The sequence below is a fragment of the Methanocella arvoryzae MRE50 genome (assembly GCF_000063445.1).
GTDB lineage: Archaea > Halobacteriota > Methanocellia > Methanocellales > Methanocellaceae > Methanocella_A > Methanocella_A arvoryzae.
In genome coordinates, this window is record NC_009464.1 from 1,011,071 (window position 1) to 1,027,471 (window position 16,401).

The 16,401-nt window shown below is 54.1% G+C and carries 15 protein-coding genes; 10 read left to right on the top strand and 5 right to left on the bottom strand.

Features of this window, described 5'->3' with window-relative positions; all coding sequences use genetic code 11:
- Nucleotides 1–42: 42 nt before the first annotated feature.
- From dapA to RCI_RS05225, 8 genes are all read left to right on the top strand, one after another.
- Entirely contained in the window at nucleotides 43–936 is an 894-nt protein-coding gene (gene dapA, locus RCI_RS05190; protein ID WP_012035346.1) for a 4-hydroxy-tetrahydrodipicolinate synthase, read from the top strand.
- Nucleotides 933–2,825, top strand: coding sequence for an aldehyde ferredoxin oxidoreductase family protein (locus RCI_RS05195; protein ID WP_012035347.1), 1,893 nt, complete (start codon nucleotides 933–935; stop codon nucleotides 2,823–2,825). The genes dapA and RCI_RS05195 overlap by 4 nt, the downstream gene beginning before the upstream one ends.
- The gene (locus RCI_RS05200; protein ID WP_231844948.1) at nucleotides 2,803–3,129 is read left to right on the top strand and encodes a MoaD/ThiS family protein; all 327 of its coding nucleotides are present in this window, start codon (nucleotides 2,803–2,805) and stop codon (nucleotides 3,127–3,129) included. Before RCI_RS05195 ends, RCI_RS05200 begins: the two co-directional genes overlap by 23 nt.
- 108 nt (nucleotides 3,130–3,237) lie before the next feature.
- A complete protein-coding gene (locus RCI_RS05205) occupies nucleotides 3,238–4,515 on the top strand; it encodes a glycosyltransferase family 4 protein (protein WP_012035349.1) in 1,278 nt (425 codons plus the stop codon).
- 23 nt (nucleotides 4,516–4,538) lie between these two features.
- Complete coding sequence (locus RCI_RS05210) at nucleotides 4,539–6,617, top strand: amylo-alpha-1,6-glucosidase (RefSeq protein ID WP_012035350.1); 2,079 nt, start codon at nucleotides 4,539–4,541, stop codon at nucleotides 6,615–6,617.
- 163 nt (nucleotides 6,618–6,780) lie between these two features.
- Nucleotides 6,781–7,155, top strand: coding sequence for a hypothetical protein (locus RCI_RS05215; protein WP_012035351.1), 375 nt, complete (start codon nucleotides 6,781–6,783; stop codon nucleotides 7,153–7,155).
- A gap of 1,821 nt (nucleotides 7,156–8,976) precedes the next feature.
- Nucleotides 8,977–9,321 (top strand): hypothetical protein, encoded by a 345-nt coding sequence (locus tag RCI_RS05220; protein ID WP_012035352.1) that lies wholly within the window; start codon nucleotides 8,977–8,979, stop codon nucleotides 9,319–9,321.
- Between the two features lie 137 nt (nucleotides 9,322–9,458).
- Nucleotides 9,459–9,692: a hypothetical protein gene (locus RCI_RS05225; RefSeq protein ID WP_012035353.1), complete on the top strand. Its 234-nt coding sequence runs from the start codon at nucleotides 9,459–9,461 to the stop codon at nucleotides 9,690–9,692.
- A 69-nt stretch (nucleotides 9,693–9,761) separates the two neighbouring features.
- Here the strand turns inward: RCI_RS05225 and RCI_RS05230 are convergent, their stop codons facing one another.
- Both RCI_RS05230 and RCI_RS05235 read right to left on the bottom strand, forming a co-directional pair.
- The gene (locus RCI_RS05230) at nucleotides 9,762–10,409 is read right to left on the bottom strand and encodes a TfuA-related McrA-glycine thioamidation protein (RefSeq protein ID WP_012035354.1); all 648 of its coding nucleotides are present in this window, start codon (nucleotides 10,407–10,409) and stop codon (nucleotides 9,762–9,764) included.
- Nucleotides 10,406–11,653: a YcaO-related McrA-glycine thioamidation protein gene (locus RCI_RS05235; protein ID WP_012035355.1), complete on the bottom strand. Its 1,248-nt coding sequence runs from the start codon at nucleotides 11,651–11,653 to the stop codon at nucleotides 10,406–10,408. The genes RCI_RS05230 and RCI_RS05235 overlap by 4 nt, the downstream gene beginning before the upstream one ends.
- 210 nt (nucleotides 11,654–11,863) lie before the next feature.
- Between RCI_RS05235 and RCI_RS05240 the strand changes: the two genes are divergently transcribed.
- On the top strand, nucleotides 11,864–12,313 hold the full coding sequence (locus RCI_RS05240) for a hypothetical protein (protein WP_012035356.1): 450 nt from the start codon (nucleotides 11,864–11,866) through the stop codon (nucleotides 12,311–12,313).
- 567 nt (nucleotides 12,314–12,880) lie between these two features.
- Nucleotides 12,881–13,210 (top strand): DUF2098 domain-containing protein, encoded by a 330-nt coding sequence (locus RCI_RS05245; protein WP_012035358.1) that lies wholly within the window; start codon nucleotides 12,881–12,883, stop codon nucleotides 13,208–13,210.
- Between the two features lie 63 nt (nucleotides 13,211–13,273).
- On the opposite strand, the gene RCI_RS16625 is transcribed toward RCI_RS05245, so the two are convergent.
- From RCI_RS16625 to RCI_RS05265, 3 genes are read right to left on the bottom strand one after another with little or no spacing between them, the layout of a single operon-like run.
- On the bottom strand, nucleotides 13,274–14,056 hold the full coding sequence (locus tag RCI_RS16625) for a hypothetical protein (protein WP_012035359.1): 783 nt from the start codon (nucleotides 14,054–14,056) through the stop codon (nucleotides 13,274–13,276).
- Between the two features lie 10 nt (nucleotides 14,057–14,066).
- Nucleotides 14,067–14,750 carry a DUF1894 domain-containing protein gene (locus RCI_RS16160; protein WP_012035360.1) on the bottom strand — a complete coding sequence of 228 codons (684 nt, stop codon included), beginning with the start codon at nucleotides 14,748–14,750 and terminating at the stop codon, nucleotides 14,067–14,069.
- A 10-nt stretch (nucleotides 14,751–14,760) separates the two neighbouring features.
- On the bottom strand, nucleotides 14,761–16,257 hold the full coding sequence (locus tag RCI_RS05265; RefSeq protein WP_012035361.1) for a methanogenesis marker 14 protein: 1,497 nt from the start codon (nucleotides 16,255–16,257) through the stop codon (nucleotides 14,761–14,763).
- Between the last annotated feature and the right edge of the window lie 144 nt (nucleotides 16,258–16,401).

Here is a 16,401-nt window from a genome sequence, read left to right on the forward strand (position 1 = left end):
CCGAATCCAACCTGAACGTAGAATTCGGAGGCATTTTACGTCATGTATCATCCCAGGGGAGTCTATGGGGCCATGCCTACGCCATTCAAGCGTAACGGAGACCTGGATGGCGGCCTGCTGAGCGAGCTGGTCACCCATTTCGAGGAGTCGGGAATCAACGGCCTGCTGGTCATGGGTACGGCGGGAGAGTTCGCCCTCATGAACGAGGCGGAGCGCAGGGCGGTCGTCGATATAGTAGTCGGCGCGGCGAAAAAGATTGAGCTTATCATCAACGCCGGCTCGGCGTCTACGAGGGAGACGATCCAGCTGGCAAAGTATGTCAGGGACGCGGGGGCCGATGCGGTTGTCGCAGTAGAGCCGTACTTTTTCCACCCGTCCCAGGAAGGTATCGCCCGGCATTATCTTTCCATCGCAGAAGCCGTCGACTTTCCCGTCATCGCCTATAATATACCTTCTTTTGCGGGTAACAGGATGTCGCCGGACATTCTCGATGAGTTCGCCCGGGACGACAGGATCGTGGGGCTCAAGGATAGCGAGGGGGATGCAGCGAAGCTCTCCGAGTTTATCCTGAGATCGCCTAAGAACTTCTCAGTGCTGGTGGGCATGGACAGCCTGGTCAGCTCAGGCATTGCGCTAGGGGCTAAAGGTATGGCTATAGGCAGCGCATGCATAGCTCCCCACATCTGTGCCGAGATGTACCGGGCGCTGACTAACAAGAAGTACGACAGGGCGTTCGAGCTGCAGAAGTCGCTGGATCACGCGATCCGGGCGATGCAGGTCGGCACCTTCCCGGCTGCGATTAAGTATGCGCTGACGCTACAGGGATTCCCCGCAGGCCATGTCAGGGCTCCACTGCAGGAGCTGACGGATGCCGAGCGGATAGTCGTGGAGGATCACCTGAGGAATGCCGGCATTGGCGAGGAGCTGTTCGCATGAAAGGGCTCTGGGGTAAATTACTGCGGGTTAACCTGACAGATCATACCTACGCTGTGGAAGACGTTGCGGAAGACGTGGCCAGAGCCACCCTGGGAGGTAAAGCGCTTGCTGCACACTACGCGATCAGGGAGATCAAGAGGAATACAGATCCGCTGTCGCCTGAGAACATCCTGTACCTGTTTACGGGCGTACTGACCGGAACGCCGGCGCCGACCGGAAACCGGTTTGTCGCTGCCACTAAGTCGCCGCTGACAGGCTCGTTTACCGACTCTTACGGCGGCGGGTTCTGGGGGCCGGAGCTTCGCTTCGCCGGCTACGACGGCATCATCCTCGAAGGGAAGTCGAAGGCCCCGGTCCGCATGCATATTACAGACGACAAAGTAGAGTTCCTGGATGCTGCTGAGCTGTGGGGGATGGACACGTGGGAGACCACTGAGCGGATAAAGGAGCTGCAGGGAAAGACCCCCAGGCCGATCAAAGTGCTCAGTATCGGCCAGGCCGGAGAACGAATGGCCCTGCTGGCGGCAATCATTGCGGACGCACGCGCTGCTGCTCGAGGCGGGGTAGGCGCAGTCATGGGCTCCAAGAACCTGAAAGCGATCTCCGTCCTCGGCAGCAAGAGACCGCAGCTTGCCATGCAGAAGGAGTTCATGACCCTGGTAAAAGAGCAGAACATGCGGCTCAATAAGAACCCGGTTACCTCCGATGCCCTCAGGTACAGGGGAACGCCCAACATCCTTCTTGGCGTAAATGCCGCGGGAGGGCTGCCGACCAGGAACTTCCAGACGGGACAGTTCGAGGAAGCCGAGAAGATCGACGGCGAAGCCATGCGAAAAGAGCTGTGGAACGACGGCAGGAACTGGCATCCGTGCTGGAATTGTACCATCAAGTGTACCCACTTCCACGTGCTTGACGCTCCCGGGTATGAAGGTAAGATCGATGACGGCCCGGAGTATGAGACAACCGCCCTGCTGGGATCCAACTGCGGCATCAGCGATATCAAGGCGATATCTCTCGCAGACTACATCATCGACGGCTACGGGATGGACACGATTTCGCTGGGAAACACGATAGCGTTCCTCATGGAGTGCTATGAAAAGGGCCTCATCGGCAAGGACATGACCAACGGGCTCGACCTCCGGTTCGGCAACAAGGAGGCGTGGATGGCTGCAATACATGCTGCGGGCAAGGGGGAGGGAGAGCTGGGCAGGCTGGCGTCCAACGGCGTCAGGCGAGCCGCCGAAGAGATCGGCCAGGGCAGCGCCGACTTTGCCGCCCACACCAAAGGCCAGGAAATGCCCGCTTACGACCCGAGAAGCGGCCAGGGTACCGCTCTGTCGTACGCCCGGGGAATACGAGGCGCCGATCACCTGAAGCCGTGGGTGTTTAACAAAGAGTGGCTCACCTCGGGGGAGCGTACCGACCCGTTCAGTACGGAGGACAAGCCCGCTCTCATCAAGCGAGACGATGCTGACTCGGCGATCCTTGACTGCATCTGTGTCTGCAGATTCGTCGCTAACGAACTGAACCTGGAAAACGATTTCCTGATGCTGGTCAACGCTGCAACCGGTTTCGGCTACGACCTGCAGGAGTTCCTGGATATAGGCGAGCGTGCCATCAATCTGGCCAGGGCGTTCTACTCGAGGGAGGGCTTCGGGCGCAGGGAAGACGTGCTGCCGAAGCGGTTTAACACCGAGCCGCTGAAAGATGGCCTCGCAAAGGGCAATGTAGCGAAGATCGAGGAGATGATCGGCAGGTACTATGAGCTCTGCGGCTGGGACGATAACGGCGTGCCCACGAAAGAAAAGCTCCGCTCGCTCGGCCTCGATTTCGTGATCGACATCCTGTACGGAGAGGGAGGCCCGGTTGAGACTGCAAGAGCAGCTTAGCCCGGAGGTTGTCCGGGTCATAATCGTAGGTTACTCATCAGACGTGCTCGATCGCAAGTCCCTGGAGTTCCAGTTTCGCCCGGGCATGACGATGAGGGACCTGTTCGCAGAGCTGTCACAGTTCGGCAGGCAGGGGTTTGAGAAGGCGATCTACGACCCCAGGACCGGCCGGATGAACGAGTATCTGGCAGTCTTTGTCAACAGCCGGGAAATACGCTCGCTGGACGGGCTGGATACCCGGCTTACCGGAGGTGACACGGTCACGATTATGCCCCCTATGGCAGGAGGCTCGGCCATCGGTTAAGCTACTCCAGGAGGGCAGTGTTAAAAAGGTGGGCGCCCGTAACTAATGCTGTTTTTAATAGAGATTAGATTTAAAAAACTTAAAATATAATTTGGTTTGGTCGATATCATGAAAATTAGCGTTATGCACTGGGCATTCCCCCCTGTAGTAGGGGGTGTCGAGTCCCATCTTGTTTACCTTTATGAGGAACTGGCGAGGCGAGGGCACGAGATATCGCTACTGACCGCACCCCATCCCGAGAGAGACGATTCATCCTACGACTGGATCAGAATCACGTCAGATGAGTACATGAGCCTGGAATACCTCCAGAAGAAAGCCCCGGTCTCCGGCCGGTACGAGAAAGTGTACGATATGATGGAGCGGTTTATCCTCAAGGAAAACCCCGAGGTCATCCACGCTCACAATTTCCACTACTTCATACCTGATCACGCCGAATGCCTCGACGAGCTGGCGAAGAAGTACGGCATACCGATAGTGCTGACCATCCACAATTACTGGGAAGATGACCTCTGCAAGCATTTGATGCGGGATATTAAGTGGGATAAGATCGTGGCAGTCAGCTACTTTATGAAGAGCCCGTGTATTTTCCACTCGATGCTGCCTCAGGACAAAGTCGAGGTCCACTACCATGGTGTCGACCTTAACAAGTACTGCGTACCTACAGACAAGGATGCAGCTAAAGCCAGGTTCGGACTTGCCGGGCGGAAGGTGATTTTCCACCCTGCCAGAGCCTGCAAATCAAAGGGAACGCTGCACAGCATCGAAGCCGTGTCCCGACTGATAGAGAAGTACCCGGACATATGCCTAATTGTCAGCGGTAACGGTGACTCGGTGGACTTCGAGAACGAGAGGCCCGCCTTCCGGACCTGTATCAATTCTATGATCAGCGACCTGAAGGTAGGCGATAACATGCTTTTCGTGGCGGCCAGCGGCGAAGAGATGCCACTGTACATGCAGGCTGCCGACGTCATCCTCTACCCGACGATCACACCCCAGGGCGAGGCGTTCGGCATTGCGCCAGTAGAGGGCATGGCCTGTGGCAAGCCAGTCATAGTTACCCGAAGCGGCGGCCTGGTCGAGAGCACGCAGCACAGCATCAATGGCATCGTGCTAGACGTCAGCGAATCACTCAGTGAGGAACTGGCCCGGCATATCGACCACCTCCTCAGTAACCCTGACCATGCTGAATACCTCGGTAATAACGGCAGAGAACTTGCGCTGGAGAGGTTTGACTCTAAAAAGATGGCCTTGAAGATGGAAGACCTGTACAACCGGCTGGTCAACGCCAGCATCGTAGAGAAGGTCGACCGTATGGACACGGTGATTAAGCCGGGCGCAGGCAACAAGGGCCTCGGCACGGATTTCGCTGGCCAGTCCAGGATTTAGCGAAACAGTAACGGGTCCCACTTATGAACGATACGATCGTCATCAACGAAGGCACGACCTTTATGGTCACCGATAACGTGGGTAATGTGCCGAGAGGCACCCCGCTAGGCCTGTTCCGCTCTGACACCAGGTACCTGAACAAGTATATCCTGAAAGTCAACGACAGGGACCTGGTGCCGCTGAGCTTCACCCGCCGGGGGTATATCGCCAACATATCGTTGACCAACCCGGAGCTGAAGGGCACGGACGGGAACGTCGTGCCGGAGGGCACACTCCACATTCTCCGGACCATGTTCATAAGCACGAACTTCTACGAGAAGCTGTTCGTGAAAAATACCAACAGCTTCCCTGTGAAGCTTAGCCTTGAGCTATCGTACGACACGGACTTCAGAGACATCTTCGAAGTCAAAGGCATAAACCCCATGCGACGGGGTCTCCGGGCGCTAATCGAGGGCGATGAGGGAAAGAACATCATCCTGCGCTACGAGGGCCTGGACAACGTCATCCGTCGCACTGAATTCTACTTTAAGCCTGCTCCTGAGATCTACTGGGACACCGCCATCTTCAACGTCGACGTCGAACCCTACGAGACGAGGGAGATCGACATCGAAGTGGTCATGACGCTGGGCGGCGTTCCGGTGATGAGGCAGGAATACGGCGTGGCCAAGAAAGAGATCGAGGAATCGTACGGCCAGTGGCAAAAGCAGCTGACCCAGATCTCCACCGACAGCGACGTGATGAACAGCGTCATCGAGACGTGCATCCTGGACCTGCGATCGCTGATCATCAACACCAAGAAAGGCCTGCTCGTGCCGGCCGCCGGCATACCATGGTACGACACCATCTTCGGCAGGGACAGCATCATCACGAGCCTGCAGACGCTGATGCTCAACCCGACGCTCGCCCAGTCCACGCTCCAGTTCCTGACGATCTACCAGGGGAACAAGGTCGATACGTGGACGGACGAGCAGCCCGGGAAGATACTGCACGAGATCCGGGAAGGGGAGCTGGCCAACCTGCACCACATCCCGCATACGCCTTACTATGGTACCATCGACGCGACGCTGCTATACCTGATCCTGCTCTCGGAATCCAACCGCTGGATGGGGGACCAGACGCTGGTATCCGATCTCAGGGGCGGGGCAGAGCAGGCTGCGCTCTGGATCGATAACTATGGAGACCTGGACAAGGACGGCTACGTCGAGTACATAAGGATGTCTGAAAAGCTGGGCCTGGTCAACCAGGGCTGGAAGGACTCCCACGACTCCATCGTATTCAGCGACGGCCGGCTGGCAGATGCGCCTATCGCCCTCTCGGAGGTGCAGGGGTACACGTATGACGCCCGGCTCAGGTTTGCCGAACTGTACCCGGACAGCGACCTGGCAAGGCTGATGAAAAGCAAGGCTTCCGAGCTCAAGGCGAAGTTCAACGACCAGTTCTGGATGGCCGACAAAGGCTTCTTCGCCGAGGCGATGGACAAGGATAAGAGGCTTGTCGACTCGATCACCACCAACCCGGGCCACTGCCTGTGGTCAGGGCTCATAGAGGGGAATAAGGCAGAAGCCATGGCAAAGCGGTTCATGCAGGAGGACATGTACTCCGGGTGGGGCTTACGCACTCTGGCCTCCAGCGAAAAAGCCTACGATCCCCAGAGCTATCATGACGGATCCATCTGGCCGCACGACAATTCTCTGGTCGCCTGGGGCCTCAAGAACTACGGTTTTGCCGACGAGGCGAACATGATCATCACCAGCCTGATAGAGGCCAGCAAGCACTTCGACTACAGGTTGCCAGAGCTCTTCTGCGGCTACAAGCGAGAGGAGGGCAAGGCTCCGATCATTTACCACTCCACATGCAGCCCGCAGGCCTGGGCTTCAGGCAGCATCATCCTCTTCATTCAGACCATGCTCGGGCTATACCCGGACGCTCCCAACGGGGTATTATACGTGAAACCTACGCTCCCCCACTGGCTCAAGTACGTCACCGTGAAAAACCTGCGCATGGGTAAAGAAAGCCTGAACCTGGAGTTCAGGAGAGTCAACGACAGGACCACCTTCGACGTGATCGGAAGCTCCGGGAAGATCAAGGTCGAAGGCTTATAGAACCGGACAACGATCAGATCGGCTCGCCCCTTTTTCGGTAAACTGTTTTAACCCCGCGTGTCGAAGACGATAAAGGGTAGTTAGAGGACGTGATTACACGTCATAAGACGCGATCACACGTCCTGAGACGTTATCACACGTCTCTATATCAGGAGGGTATCAGATGAGGGTGAAGTGTGCGAGTTATTTTATGCCGGTGCTGGTGATAGGAGTGCTGGCGATGATTCTTGTGCCGGTATCGGCATCACTGTTCAGCATGCCGAAGTTTGACCTGGACGCGTTTTCGTTCGGGGACCGCTACGATCAGCCCGGGACGACGACGAAGATAGAGAAGACGATTTCGCCCCTCAGCGATCTGTCGCTGTCGTCGGGGATAGGCCTGCCGTTCGGAGGATTCGGGCTCTTCCGCAGCCCGGTCACATCGCAGAGGTCCTATACGAAGACAGTGATGACGCCTGAAGGTCCCAGGACGCAGATGGTATACCAGAGCTACGATGGCATGACGGGCGAACGCGCTACTACAGTAACAAATTCCTGAACAGCACAGCGGGCTCAGCCTAATCCGGGCTGGCAGCGCCCGGGGCTTTTCTTTTTACCCTGCCAACACCAGCAACTCAAGCTTACGTTTTTAGCTTGCTTAGGATAGCAGTGCGTCTGCCATTTTATCTTGCGGACGTAACTGTCATCATACCGCTGGCACGCCAGCACATGTCTTGAAAAATCATATCATAGCCATATATGTCTCGAAAATTCATATTTCAGGAGCACACGTTTCGATAAAATATATCCTGACGGCACAGATTTTAAGGAAAAAGTGTATCGGGCAGCGCAGGCATAGTTTCGAAAGATTGGCGCCGCCATGGAAAGATAAACTTTTAATCCGCAGGTAAATTATAAAAACGCTCCCGAGAATGTTCTTTTTGCAGGGATGGGATTGGTACGGTAGATGGAGCCTTCGGCTCGATTTACCCGGCGCATAAGATCAGATATGCCAGACAACAATGCCTGGCGACCCGGAACGTGCGTCGAGTACATAACATCTACCGTGACGTAACCCTCACCTTATCCATTACCCTCCCCATCACCCGGGTGGTGATGGCTATTGATGCGGCGGCATACCCTCCGCCGCACTACCCTCAAAAAAAGAATTGAGTACTACCCTCAAAATAAGAATTGAGTACTACCCTCAAAATAAGCAAATGGATAAGTAAAGTACTACCCTCAAAAAATAAGTACTACCCTCAAATATACCCTCAAAGCAAGTAAAAACGTCAACCCTCTTCAACTAAAAACGTTTTTCCTTTTATTGATCTTTTACACATGGCGCCTAGCAAGATAATAGTCCGATGAAAAATGTGGATGTCGTCGGCGCCGGGCCGCCTTGTATTTAGTTCGCAATATGCAAGGATTCGACCCTTCGGTCGCGTCGGCGCAACGACGCAACGACGCAAAGTCTAATCAGAAAACCTTTGCGCCCTTGCGCCCCTGCACCTTTGCGAATTAAAACCGAGGACTCCAGTGGCCGAGCCAGTTCAATTTTTCGTATCCCCTGCTTGAAAACCCACTTTTCATAAGCGAGTTATTCTTAAAACTTTTAGGACAGTCAGGTACCGTTTACACAAAGTACACAAGGTACACAAAGTACACGAAGTTTTACGATAAGATCATTTTCTAGCATGCCGTTATTATCGAACTTTGAGTGATTCGAGTACTTCGGGTATGGTCTTTCCTGTAACTTTTTGGACAGTTCATTTGCCGGATATTCGCCTTGAGAACGCCTGCATTCGCAGGCGTTCAACAGGCGATTTCTGATAGCCGATTTTTCCTCTCCAATCCTCCGGCCCCTCACCTTCCTCCTCTCAGACCTCCTGACCTCTCTGACCTCCCAGTTTGAAAAAAAGTCTCCCGGACCTCCGGGCACTCCCCAACCTCACATTTTCCATGGTACGGATACGCAAGCCGGGCAACAGTGAGGTTTCGGAGGCCCCGGAGATCAGAGAGAACGATCTCGGGGAGAGGTCAGAGGTCAGGAGATCAGAGAGGAGTATAGTGAGGAACCGGAGGCCAGAGAGGATTTAAATGACGAATGTCCAAAACGTTTCAGTAACGACTATACTTCGTGTAAATGGTACGGGTACACGTATAAAACGATTCAGTAAGGACGATAGATAAATAATATGTACGTAACACGCTTAGATAGGAGTAGCATAAAAACTCGCGGCCGGGCCCCAAATTTGCTGAATATTCAGTATCGACCACCATTACGTCCAGACGATCGATCCTGATCTGCAGCAAAAGGAGGACATCCCCGGCCCGTGGAATTATATCCACACAATATACTCACACCAAAGGTAAACTCATGTCCAGAGAACTCACAGACCTCGACTGGCAGATTCTGCAAAAGCTCGCCCCCGAGCTTTGCGATAACGGTATCTGCGCCGGCTCGGGTAGAAGATACAGGTCTATCCTGCCGCCCATTTCTATGCACTATGCTAAGTCCAGAGAAGACTTTCGGCAGAGAATCGAGCGCCTGACGGACGAAGAACTTGACTATCTCCTCTGCCTGGCGGAGAACGGCGAAGAGAGCATGACCTGCCTTCGGCCTGAACACAAGGAAGAGTTCCTCGAGATGGTGGGCCGCAGAACATCGGAGGAGCGGGCGAAGAAGCTGAGAATGTTCGTCGAATTTTTGGAATCAATGTGAGTCTGCGCTGCAGCTTATTTATTTCTAATTATTATAAACAACATAAATGTTAAATAATACGAATTAATAATTAGCTATCAGTCGGCAGCCCAGTTTGGGGGTAAGCAGTGATCCGTTGCCGGCCAGGGGGTTAAGGTATGATAAAAAGGTTCATTCCTGCAGGCATCACTACACTGATGATTATGTTGATTCTGGGGCTGGCAGTGCCGTCGATCGGAGTAGCCAGCGGTCATGCGGCAGCAACGCCTCCGACAGAGCCGACCACCCTGGGAGAGGTAACAGTCAAGACCAGCCCGACAATCTACTTCATGCTGATCGGAGCCTGCATTCTCGGATGCGGGGGCTTACTGATCTTCCTGCGCTACCGATAGGGCGCTAATACATGAGCGAATTTTACCAGTAACCAGCGCCTGCCAGAAAGCGACGCATACAAATAAGCGTTAGAGACAGGAGAGCGACCTTATCTTTTCCAGTAATAAGACGGCGTCTTCCGCTTTCAGGTTCAGCGGGCTTTCGTGCACGAACTCGAGCAGCCGATCTCCTTTTGCCCGGGAGATGGCTCCCGCCTCGATCGACTTAGCCAGGATATTTTCGTAAGTCCGCTGCGGATAAAAGATCCGGCCGGTCATCTCTACGATTGCCCGGCGCTCTTCTGGATCAATAATGCCGGCATGTTCGGCGGCCTTGAGCTGGTACCGGACGTTGACCATGGGCTCGGACATCTGTTCCCCCGTCACGGGGTTGAAGGTGACGGCGACTTCGTCGTCGTTGGTGATCCGCCCCGACCTGTAGCACTCGAAAATTCTGCCGACGCCGATCATCCCGAAGTCCGCAAGCTCCGCCGCCCGCAAGGCACCCATGCTCGAGCTTCCCACGACTGTGACGCCCTTCTTCATGACCTCGATGATCTCTTTGTGGGCGACGGCGGAATCGCTGTAAAATACGCCATCGATGATGCCGACTATCTTCGTCTTCCGTGGCAGCTTACTCAGGTCACCCCGGACAATGGGTGGACGGTAGTTCGCCCCATCCAGGACCGCCCGGGCTTTTTCCACGGGCAGGGTAGGGCCCGTATATATAACGATCATGGCCTGACCTTTCTCACGGCCGGCGCAGCCGCTGCAGCCCGCGCTACAGAGGCTTTCTTGCACCGGTCTCCGATGCGTTCCTTGTCGATGGCGAACATCTCGAGGCCGGGAACTGTGACTCTGACCACAGGCACTCCTATGGACCGGGTGAGGTCGGTGACGATCACGCCCTGAGCGATGCCCTTCAGCTGCCTGATAGACTTCTCTATGTCGCCTTTGTGAGAGGTGGTCGAGAGGTCGGGCAGGCTTTTAAGCGATACTGTTTCCGCTGCTTCGGCATACCAGTGCTTGTTCAGGCGCTTCATGCGCTCGTAGCCGATGGACCGGGTGATTCTTTCCCGGTCCGTATCTTCCCTGCCGCCGTGAATCTGGGTGGCCCGGCTCTGTGCGACTTCAGTCAGCGCCCGTAATGTGGCGATCCGCGCATCGAGATGAGTGCCAACGCCCATGACCAGCAGCGCGGGATCCAGTAGCTCTTTGTCGTCGGCAGCCGCCAGCACAGTGGGAATGCCCGTATCGGTGGGCAGGTACCAGAGCTTCACGTCGATGTTGGCCTTGCCGAATTTAGCGTAGAGATCGTAAGCAATACCGTCGTCCTCATCGATAGAGATCGCCTGGCCAGTGTTCCGGGTTGCTTCCGCCAGCGACAGGGCGTCCCGCTCAACGACTTCCATGAGCGCGTGGAAGATCGCCTCCTCCATGGTATTGCCCGATGCCAGGCCGTTAGTATTGCTCCTGAACAGGCGGACTGCGGCAGAGGTATAAGGGTGGAAGACAGCGTTACAGGGCAGCTTCACATCCTTCTTGCCAATCAAATCGTAGCCATCGAACCATTCCAGCTTAGTCCCGGGCAGCAGCCGGCCGGGCAGGATCAGGCTCTGCGGGTCCACCGCGGCGTGCTTCTCAGAGACTTCCTCGTAGGTGCCCACCAGCACCTTTTTCTTGTCCTGCTTATGCATCTCGGACGAGTACCGCTCGATGGACTCCATGATCACCGAGACCTTCGCCTCGACGGGAGTGGCGCCCTTACCGGCATAGACTGAGATAGCACCCTTCTCCGAGCCAGGCCGGATGGCGGAGTACACAGGTATGCCAATCCGGTCCAGGCCCGAGATCTCTGCCACACGAGTAACCCCGATGTCAGGCAAGAGCTTCTCGACCCGGTTTAAAGTCTCTTCCGGAGGAACGACCCGGTGGGTGTCCTTCGTGTATCCTTTTGGCGTCGCTTTCAGCGTAATCTTCATCCGGTCACCTGCCCTGTAAACTAAAAGCGTATAGGCTGTCGAGTGTCATAAAAGTTTTTGGGCACAGGCATAAGAATGGTACGAGTTAGAAAGTAAAAGTGAAAGAATAGACAATGGATTATTTGTACTAAGTATCACGCTACATGTGCTCTTATATACCTAATTGAGGTATATAAATAATTGAATGTCTCGAACATGTAAGGTGTTAACATGGATAGGCTTTGCATCTGGTCTTTTGCCGGTATTATAGTACTGACTCTATCATTAGCAACGATGGTACCGGTTATGGATGTGTTAACTAATGCAGGATATTCGGAAGAAGATGCGATCGAGGTAGCCAGGGCGTTTATCATACACTACGAGACTTACGAATCCATTGGCGTAGAAGAGACATTACGTGTATATATCGACAACAGTACTCCACAGGTACCAGGCCGCTATAATGTAACTGTAGAATTTGTTTGTAGATATACGGGCTATGGCCACAGGAATGGCGGAGTGGCTTCATTCGAGGCTCATAAGGGGTACGTGATTGTCTCAGGAGATAAGGTAATAGATGCCCGCCTGGATGATTATTGGGACATGATCAAAGAAGAACGGGTTGAAGGAAAATTATATCCTGTAAACCGATACAGGGTATTCGTTAACATTTCAGCTTAGAGAAGACACCAGTAGTATAGTCCTATGAAATTATGGTCTACTGTTGCTATGATCTTATGTTTGTAGGCCGCCAAGCACTCGCCTTATGAAAAATGCGGTATTCAGGTAGAGGCTATGAATAATTAATAGTTGGCCCTGTGTGAGTCGAAAATACCGCCAGGCCCGCCAAGGTGCCAAGCTCGCCAAGAGCTAATTTTCATGGAACGCCAAGGAGCCAAGCACGCCAGGCCCAGATAGATCGACCTCAGAGTTCCATGAAAAACGTTTTTCTTGGCGGGCTTGGCCCCTTGGCGGGCCTGGCGGCATTTTCGACCAATAGCATGATAACAGCCAGCTTTTCATCTTCTCAACTTGAAAACTTTCAAGACCAAATAGATACAGTTCCTTTGTGAATTGCCTTCGTGAACTCTTACGGACACAGGCGTTCAAAAGGCGAACGCTCATACAGAGGAACCGTTTAAAATTTTAATAATGACAATAATTTCTAATCGGAGATGGAAAGTATGTGCATATACTGTGGCAGTAAGTTTATTTATATCAAAACTAGATTATTCTCCGGAGGATAGCATGGAGGCAAGCGAAACGATCACGGCGACGGACCTGTACGGCAAGCCCATCAAGATCGGCACAATGGTCCGCTACATCACCACGAGGACGCTGGGCAAGGTTATCGACCTGAAGAAGGAGGAAGACAGGACCTTTGCGCAGATCGACACCTCGAAGCTCTATTATGATACGCATTACCTGACCGTGACAGACGAGCAGGGAGCGGCCGAGGAAGACGAGGATACAGTTAAGATAGACCTCGCCGAAGTGGAGAGAAAGATCAAGGACATGGAAGAGGCCCTGAAGATCAAGGATGTTTACACTGACAACAGCTGCGAAGGCGGGGGCTAAATTAGATTATACAATTAAAAAGGCTACAGGGAACCGATCAGGTTCCCCATCATTAAAAATTTTTTAAGCACTGGCTTTCGAAGCCTTCTTCGCTGCAGGCTTCTTTACGGCCTTGCTCGCCTTCATGCGCTCGTCGTAGCTGGCGTTAGGGCCGGTAGTGTCCGCAGCGATCTCTGCGAGCTTCTCCAGAACGATCTTCTCGAACTTCTTGATCGTCTTCTTGTCACCCCTGATGGCCAGCAGCTCCCTCTGGATGTCGCTAATGCCGATAGGTACGTAGATATCGGTCCTGGTGACCAGCTCGACGTCGAACTCCTTCGCGAGGGTAAGAATCAGCTTTCGGGGCGTACCGGGCGGGAGGATGAGGTCGAACTTGCCGGGGATGATCGGCTTATTGCGGGTGTCTTCGAACTTCTTGATGCCCAGCAGCTCATCCATAGACTTGACTTCCATGGGCCTCGGGGTGATCAGGTCGTTGACCGTCTTGCCTTCGGACTTCGCGGCCTTAGCTTTTGGGGCTGTTTTTTTAGCTGCCGGAGATTTCGCCGCAGCCTTAACAGGGGCCTTTTTAACGGCGGGTGCCCTGGCCGGCGCTTTTGCCGGCGCCTTTTTAGCGGCAGGTGCCTTAGGAGCGGCTTTAGCGGGAGCCTTAACGGGAGCCTTCTTAGCAACGGCCTTTTTCGATACGGTAGCCTTTGACGGTGCCTTAATCGCAGCAGCCTTCTTCGAGGCAGCAGCCCTCTTAACAGGCTTGCTGGCGACTTTCTCAGGTGCAGCCTTTTTAGGCGCTGTACCAGTAGCGGCCGAAGATTTCTTTACAGCAGGAATAGTAACACATCCTATCAATTGATGAAAGTTATGAAGTCTCTTTCCACTTCTTCAGCGTCAGGTCCTTCGAGTAGTTCTCCCGGACCCGCTTTACTTCCGAGGGCACACCGTTGATCCTGATGACCAGCGGTCCCATCGTAGAGTCGTGGAAGGGGAAGATGAGGTTATTTTCATCCTTGTCGTCAATAGCCACTGGTATATAATCTTTACCCAGCGGCCGCAGGCCAAGCACCCGGAATTCCGGGGGGAAGTAGTAGGTTTCCCAGTATTTCGACCGGATGAACTTTTCGCACTCCCGGAAGGTCTTGAAGTGGGACAGGATGTCGTAGTTGAAGTTCCTGAGAGAGACGTCTAGAGGACATGTAATAGCTTCTGCCCGGGCAGTCTTGCCGGACGAGCCTGTCCATCGGTCCAGGGTGAGCGATTTGGTATAGCCGGTCCGGACTCTCTTCACCTCATCTGGAACTCCCGGAATGCGGAGGACGAAGGTGCCCATGCACGGCTTGGTATACGTGAAGATGATGGTATCGTCCGTGTTATCCTCGATGGCTACCGGGATCGCGCCCTCTCCAAGGGTACGAAGGCCGAGCACCTGAAAGCCCGGCTCGAAGTAGTAGGTTTCCCAGTATTTCGACCGGATGAACTCCTCGCCCTGGCGGAGGGTGCAGTGGGAAAGCAGGATTTCGTAGTTGTAATCGTTGAGACAGGCCATAGGTACACCGTTATTTCTTATTCTGAAGCTTCATACGTTCTGCCAGGATGCACTTACCGCCTCTCCTGCCGCCCATCGGGTGCTTTGGGGTGCCGAAGGAGTTCATGCAACGGGCCATTACGGCTGCGCCTCTGGCCAGGCCGTCGTCGCAGAAGACTATGTTATCGTTGGGGTTGTCGTAGATGCCAAGCGAGCCGATCTTCTCGACGATCAGGTACGGCTTGTTGCCCGTAATGCCAGCCCTGCCAGTGATACCGATCGCAGTCTTGCCGGTGATCAGCTTGTTGTCGAGGGCGGTCTTGACCAGCCGGTAGGCAATCATGGCGCTGGTCAGGTCGAGGGTGGCCAGCAGGGTCTGGATACCATGCTTTTTGTAGACCTCTTCGCCCACAGCATTCAGCTTAGGCAGATCTTTGCCATTCTCGCCCACTTCACAGCCTATCAGGACGACGCCATTGGTCTTCGCTGCTTTCGGGTTGACCGGGACGCTGCCGTACCATTTGCGGCCTTCAGGCACGACCTCGATCTGAACCATTTCGTGGGCCATCTTAGCGTAGTCCTCGATAACCTTATCCTTAAGCACTTCAGTAATCACGCCGGGCTTGTACTTGCCGGTCACGTCCAGCACGTTGCCGTACTTCTTGTCTACGAGGCCGGTGCCGCGCACGATGGCATCAGGAATCGCGCCTGCAAGGCCGCAGAAGCTGCCGACAGTCTTAGCGTAAGGCATCTGGTCGTTAGTGACCCTGCCTTTGAGCGTGGTGCCGAAGTCAATGCTGCAGCAGGGGTTTCTGAAATCCACATCAGCCCACTTCGCAGCCTCTTTGATACCGGCGGTGGCAAGTTCGCCTTCCATCTCGTTAGCCACGATCTCCACGCCCGAGCTGCCCACTGGAGGCAGAGTACTGGCAACCGCGCCATCGAAGAAGACTTTGTCGAGGAATGAGTAGGGACGAAGCCTGGCGATAATGTTATCCTTGTTCATCGCCGGGCACATGTTCTTGGGCGGGACTTTAGCCTGGATGCAGCCATCGGCCAGGGCCAGAATGAACTCGCCCACGTCGTCGGGGCTGTCGAATCCCGCCACGACGCCAGTGCTGCGCACCACGAAGTTCAGATCGTTCTCGACTGACAGGTTAACCGCTTTGAGAGATTCCAGCAGATTATCCCTGACCATCTCGCCCACAGAATTTCTGGTGAGCCTGCGACCGTCGAGGGTCTTGCCGAACACCTCTTCCCCGGGCTTCGGATCCCTGACATCACGCGACATCTTCACGGTCTTGTTGAGCAGGTAAGTCTTGCCCGTTTCAAGGTTGGTGGCCGTGAGAATGCACTTGGTGGTAGTGTTACCCATTTCGACGGATGCAACAACGTAATAGTTGGTCTTGGCTATGTCGACTTTGAAGTTCATGCCTGGAGACGAAGTCTGGGACACGAGAGACAGATACGGGCTCTCAGCAATGTGCGGCTTCGGGCCGAGCTTTCTGAGTAATGGTTTTAGTTGCATCCTGATCACCGTGGAATAATTATCGATGGTTTTTACGCTGATATCATATATTTTGTGCTTTAATGAGGCATAAAGGATACGGCGATTTATGTAAAATGGTAAACAAGCGAGCCGATAATATTTTTAAAAAAAAGAAAGGATAAC

Coding starts and splice junctions, on each gene's coding strand:
- dapA (WP_012035346.1), top strand. CDS start 43: ATGTATCATCCCAGGGGAGTCTATGGGGCCATGCCTACGCCATTCAAG.
- RCI_RS05195 (WP_012035347.1), top strand. CDS start 933: ATGAAAGGGCTCTGGGGTAAATTACTGCGGGTTAACCTGACAGATCAT.
- RCI_RS05205 (WP_012035349.1), top strand. CDS start 3,238: ATGAAAATTAGCGTTATGCACTGGGCATTCCCCCCTGTAGTAGGGGGT.
- RCI_RS05210 (WP_012035350.1), top strand. CDS start 4,539: ATGAACGATACGATCGTCATCAACGAAGGCACGACCTTTATGGTCACC.
- RCI_RS05215 (WP_012035351.1), top strand. CDS start 6,781: ATGAGGGTGAAGTGTGCGAGTTATTTTATGCCGGTGCTGGTGATAGGA.
- RCI_RS05220 (WP_012035352.1), top strand. CDS start 8,977: ATGTCCAGAGAACTCACAGACCTCGACTGGCAGATTCTGCAAAAGCTC.
- RCI_RS05225 (WP_012035353.1), top strand. CDS start 9,459: ATGATAAAAAGGTTCATTCCTGCAGGCATCACTACACTGATGATTATG.
- RCI_RS05230 (WP_012035354.1), bottom strand. CDS start 10,409: ATGATCGTTATATATACGGGCCCTACCCTGCCCGTGGAAAAAGCCCGG.
- RCI_RS05235 (WP_012035355.1), bottom strand. CDS start 11,653: ATGAAGATTACGCTGAAAGCGACGCCAAAAGGATACACGAAGGACACC.
- RCI_RS05240 (WP_012035356.1), top strand. CDS start 11,864: ATGGATAGGCTTTGCATCTGGTCTTTTGCCGGTATTATAGTACTGACT.
- RCI_RS05245 (WP_012035358.1), top strand. CDS start 12,881: ATGGAGGCAAGCGAAACGATCACGGCGACGGACCTGTACGGCAAGCCC.
- RCI_RS16160 (WP_012035360.1), bottom strand. CDS start 14,750: ATGGCCTGTCTCAACGATTACAACTACGAAATCCTGCTTTCCCACTGC.
- RCI_RS05265 (WP_012035361.1), bottom strand. CDS start 16,257: ATGCAACTAAAACCATTACTCAGAAAGCTCGGCCCGAAGCCGCACATT.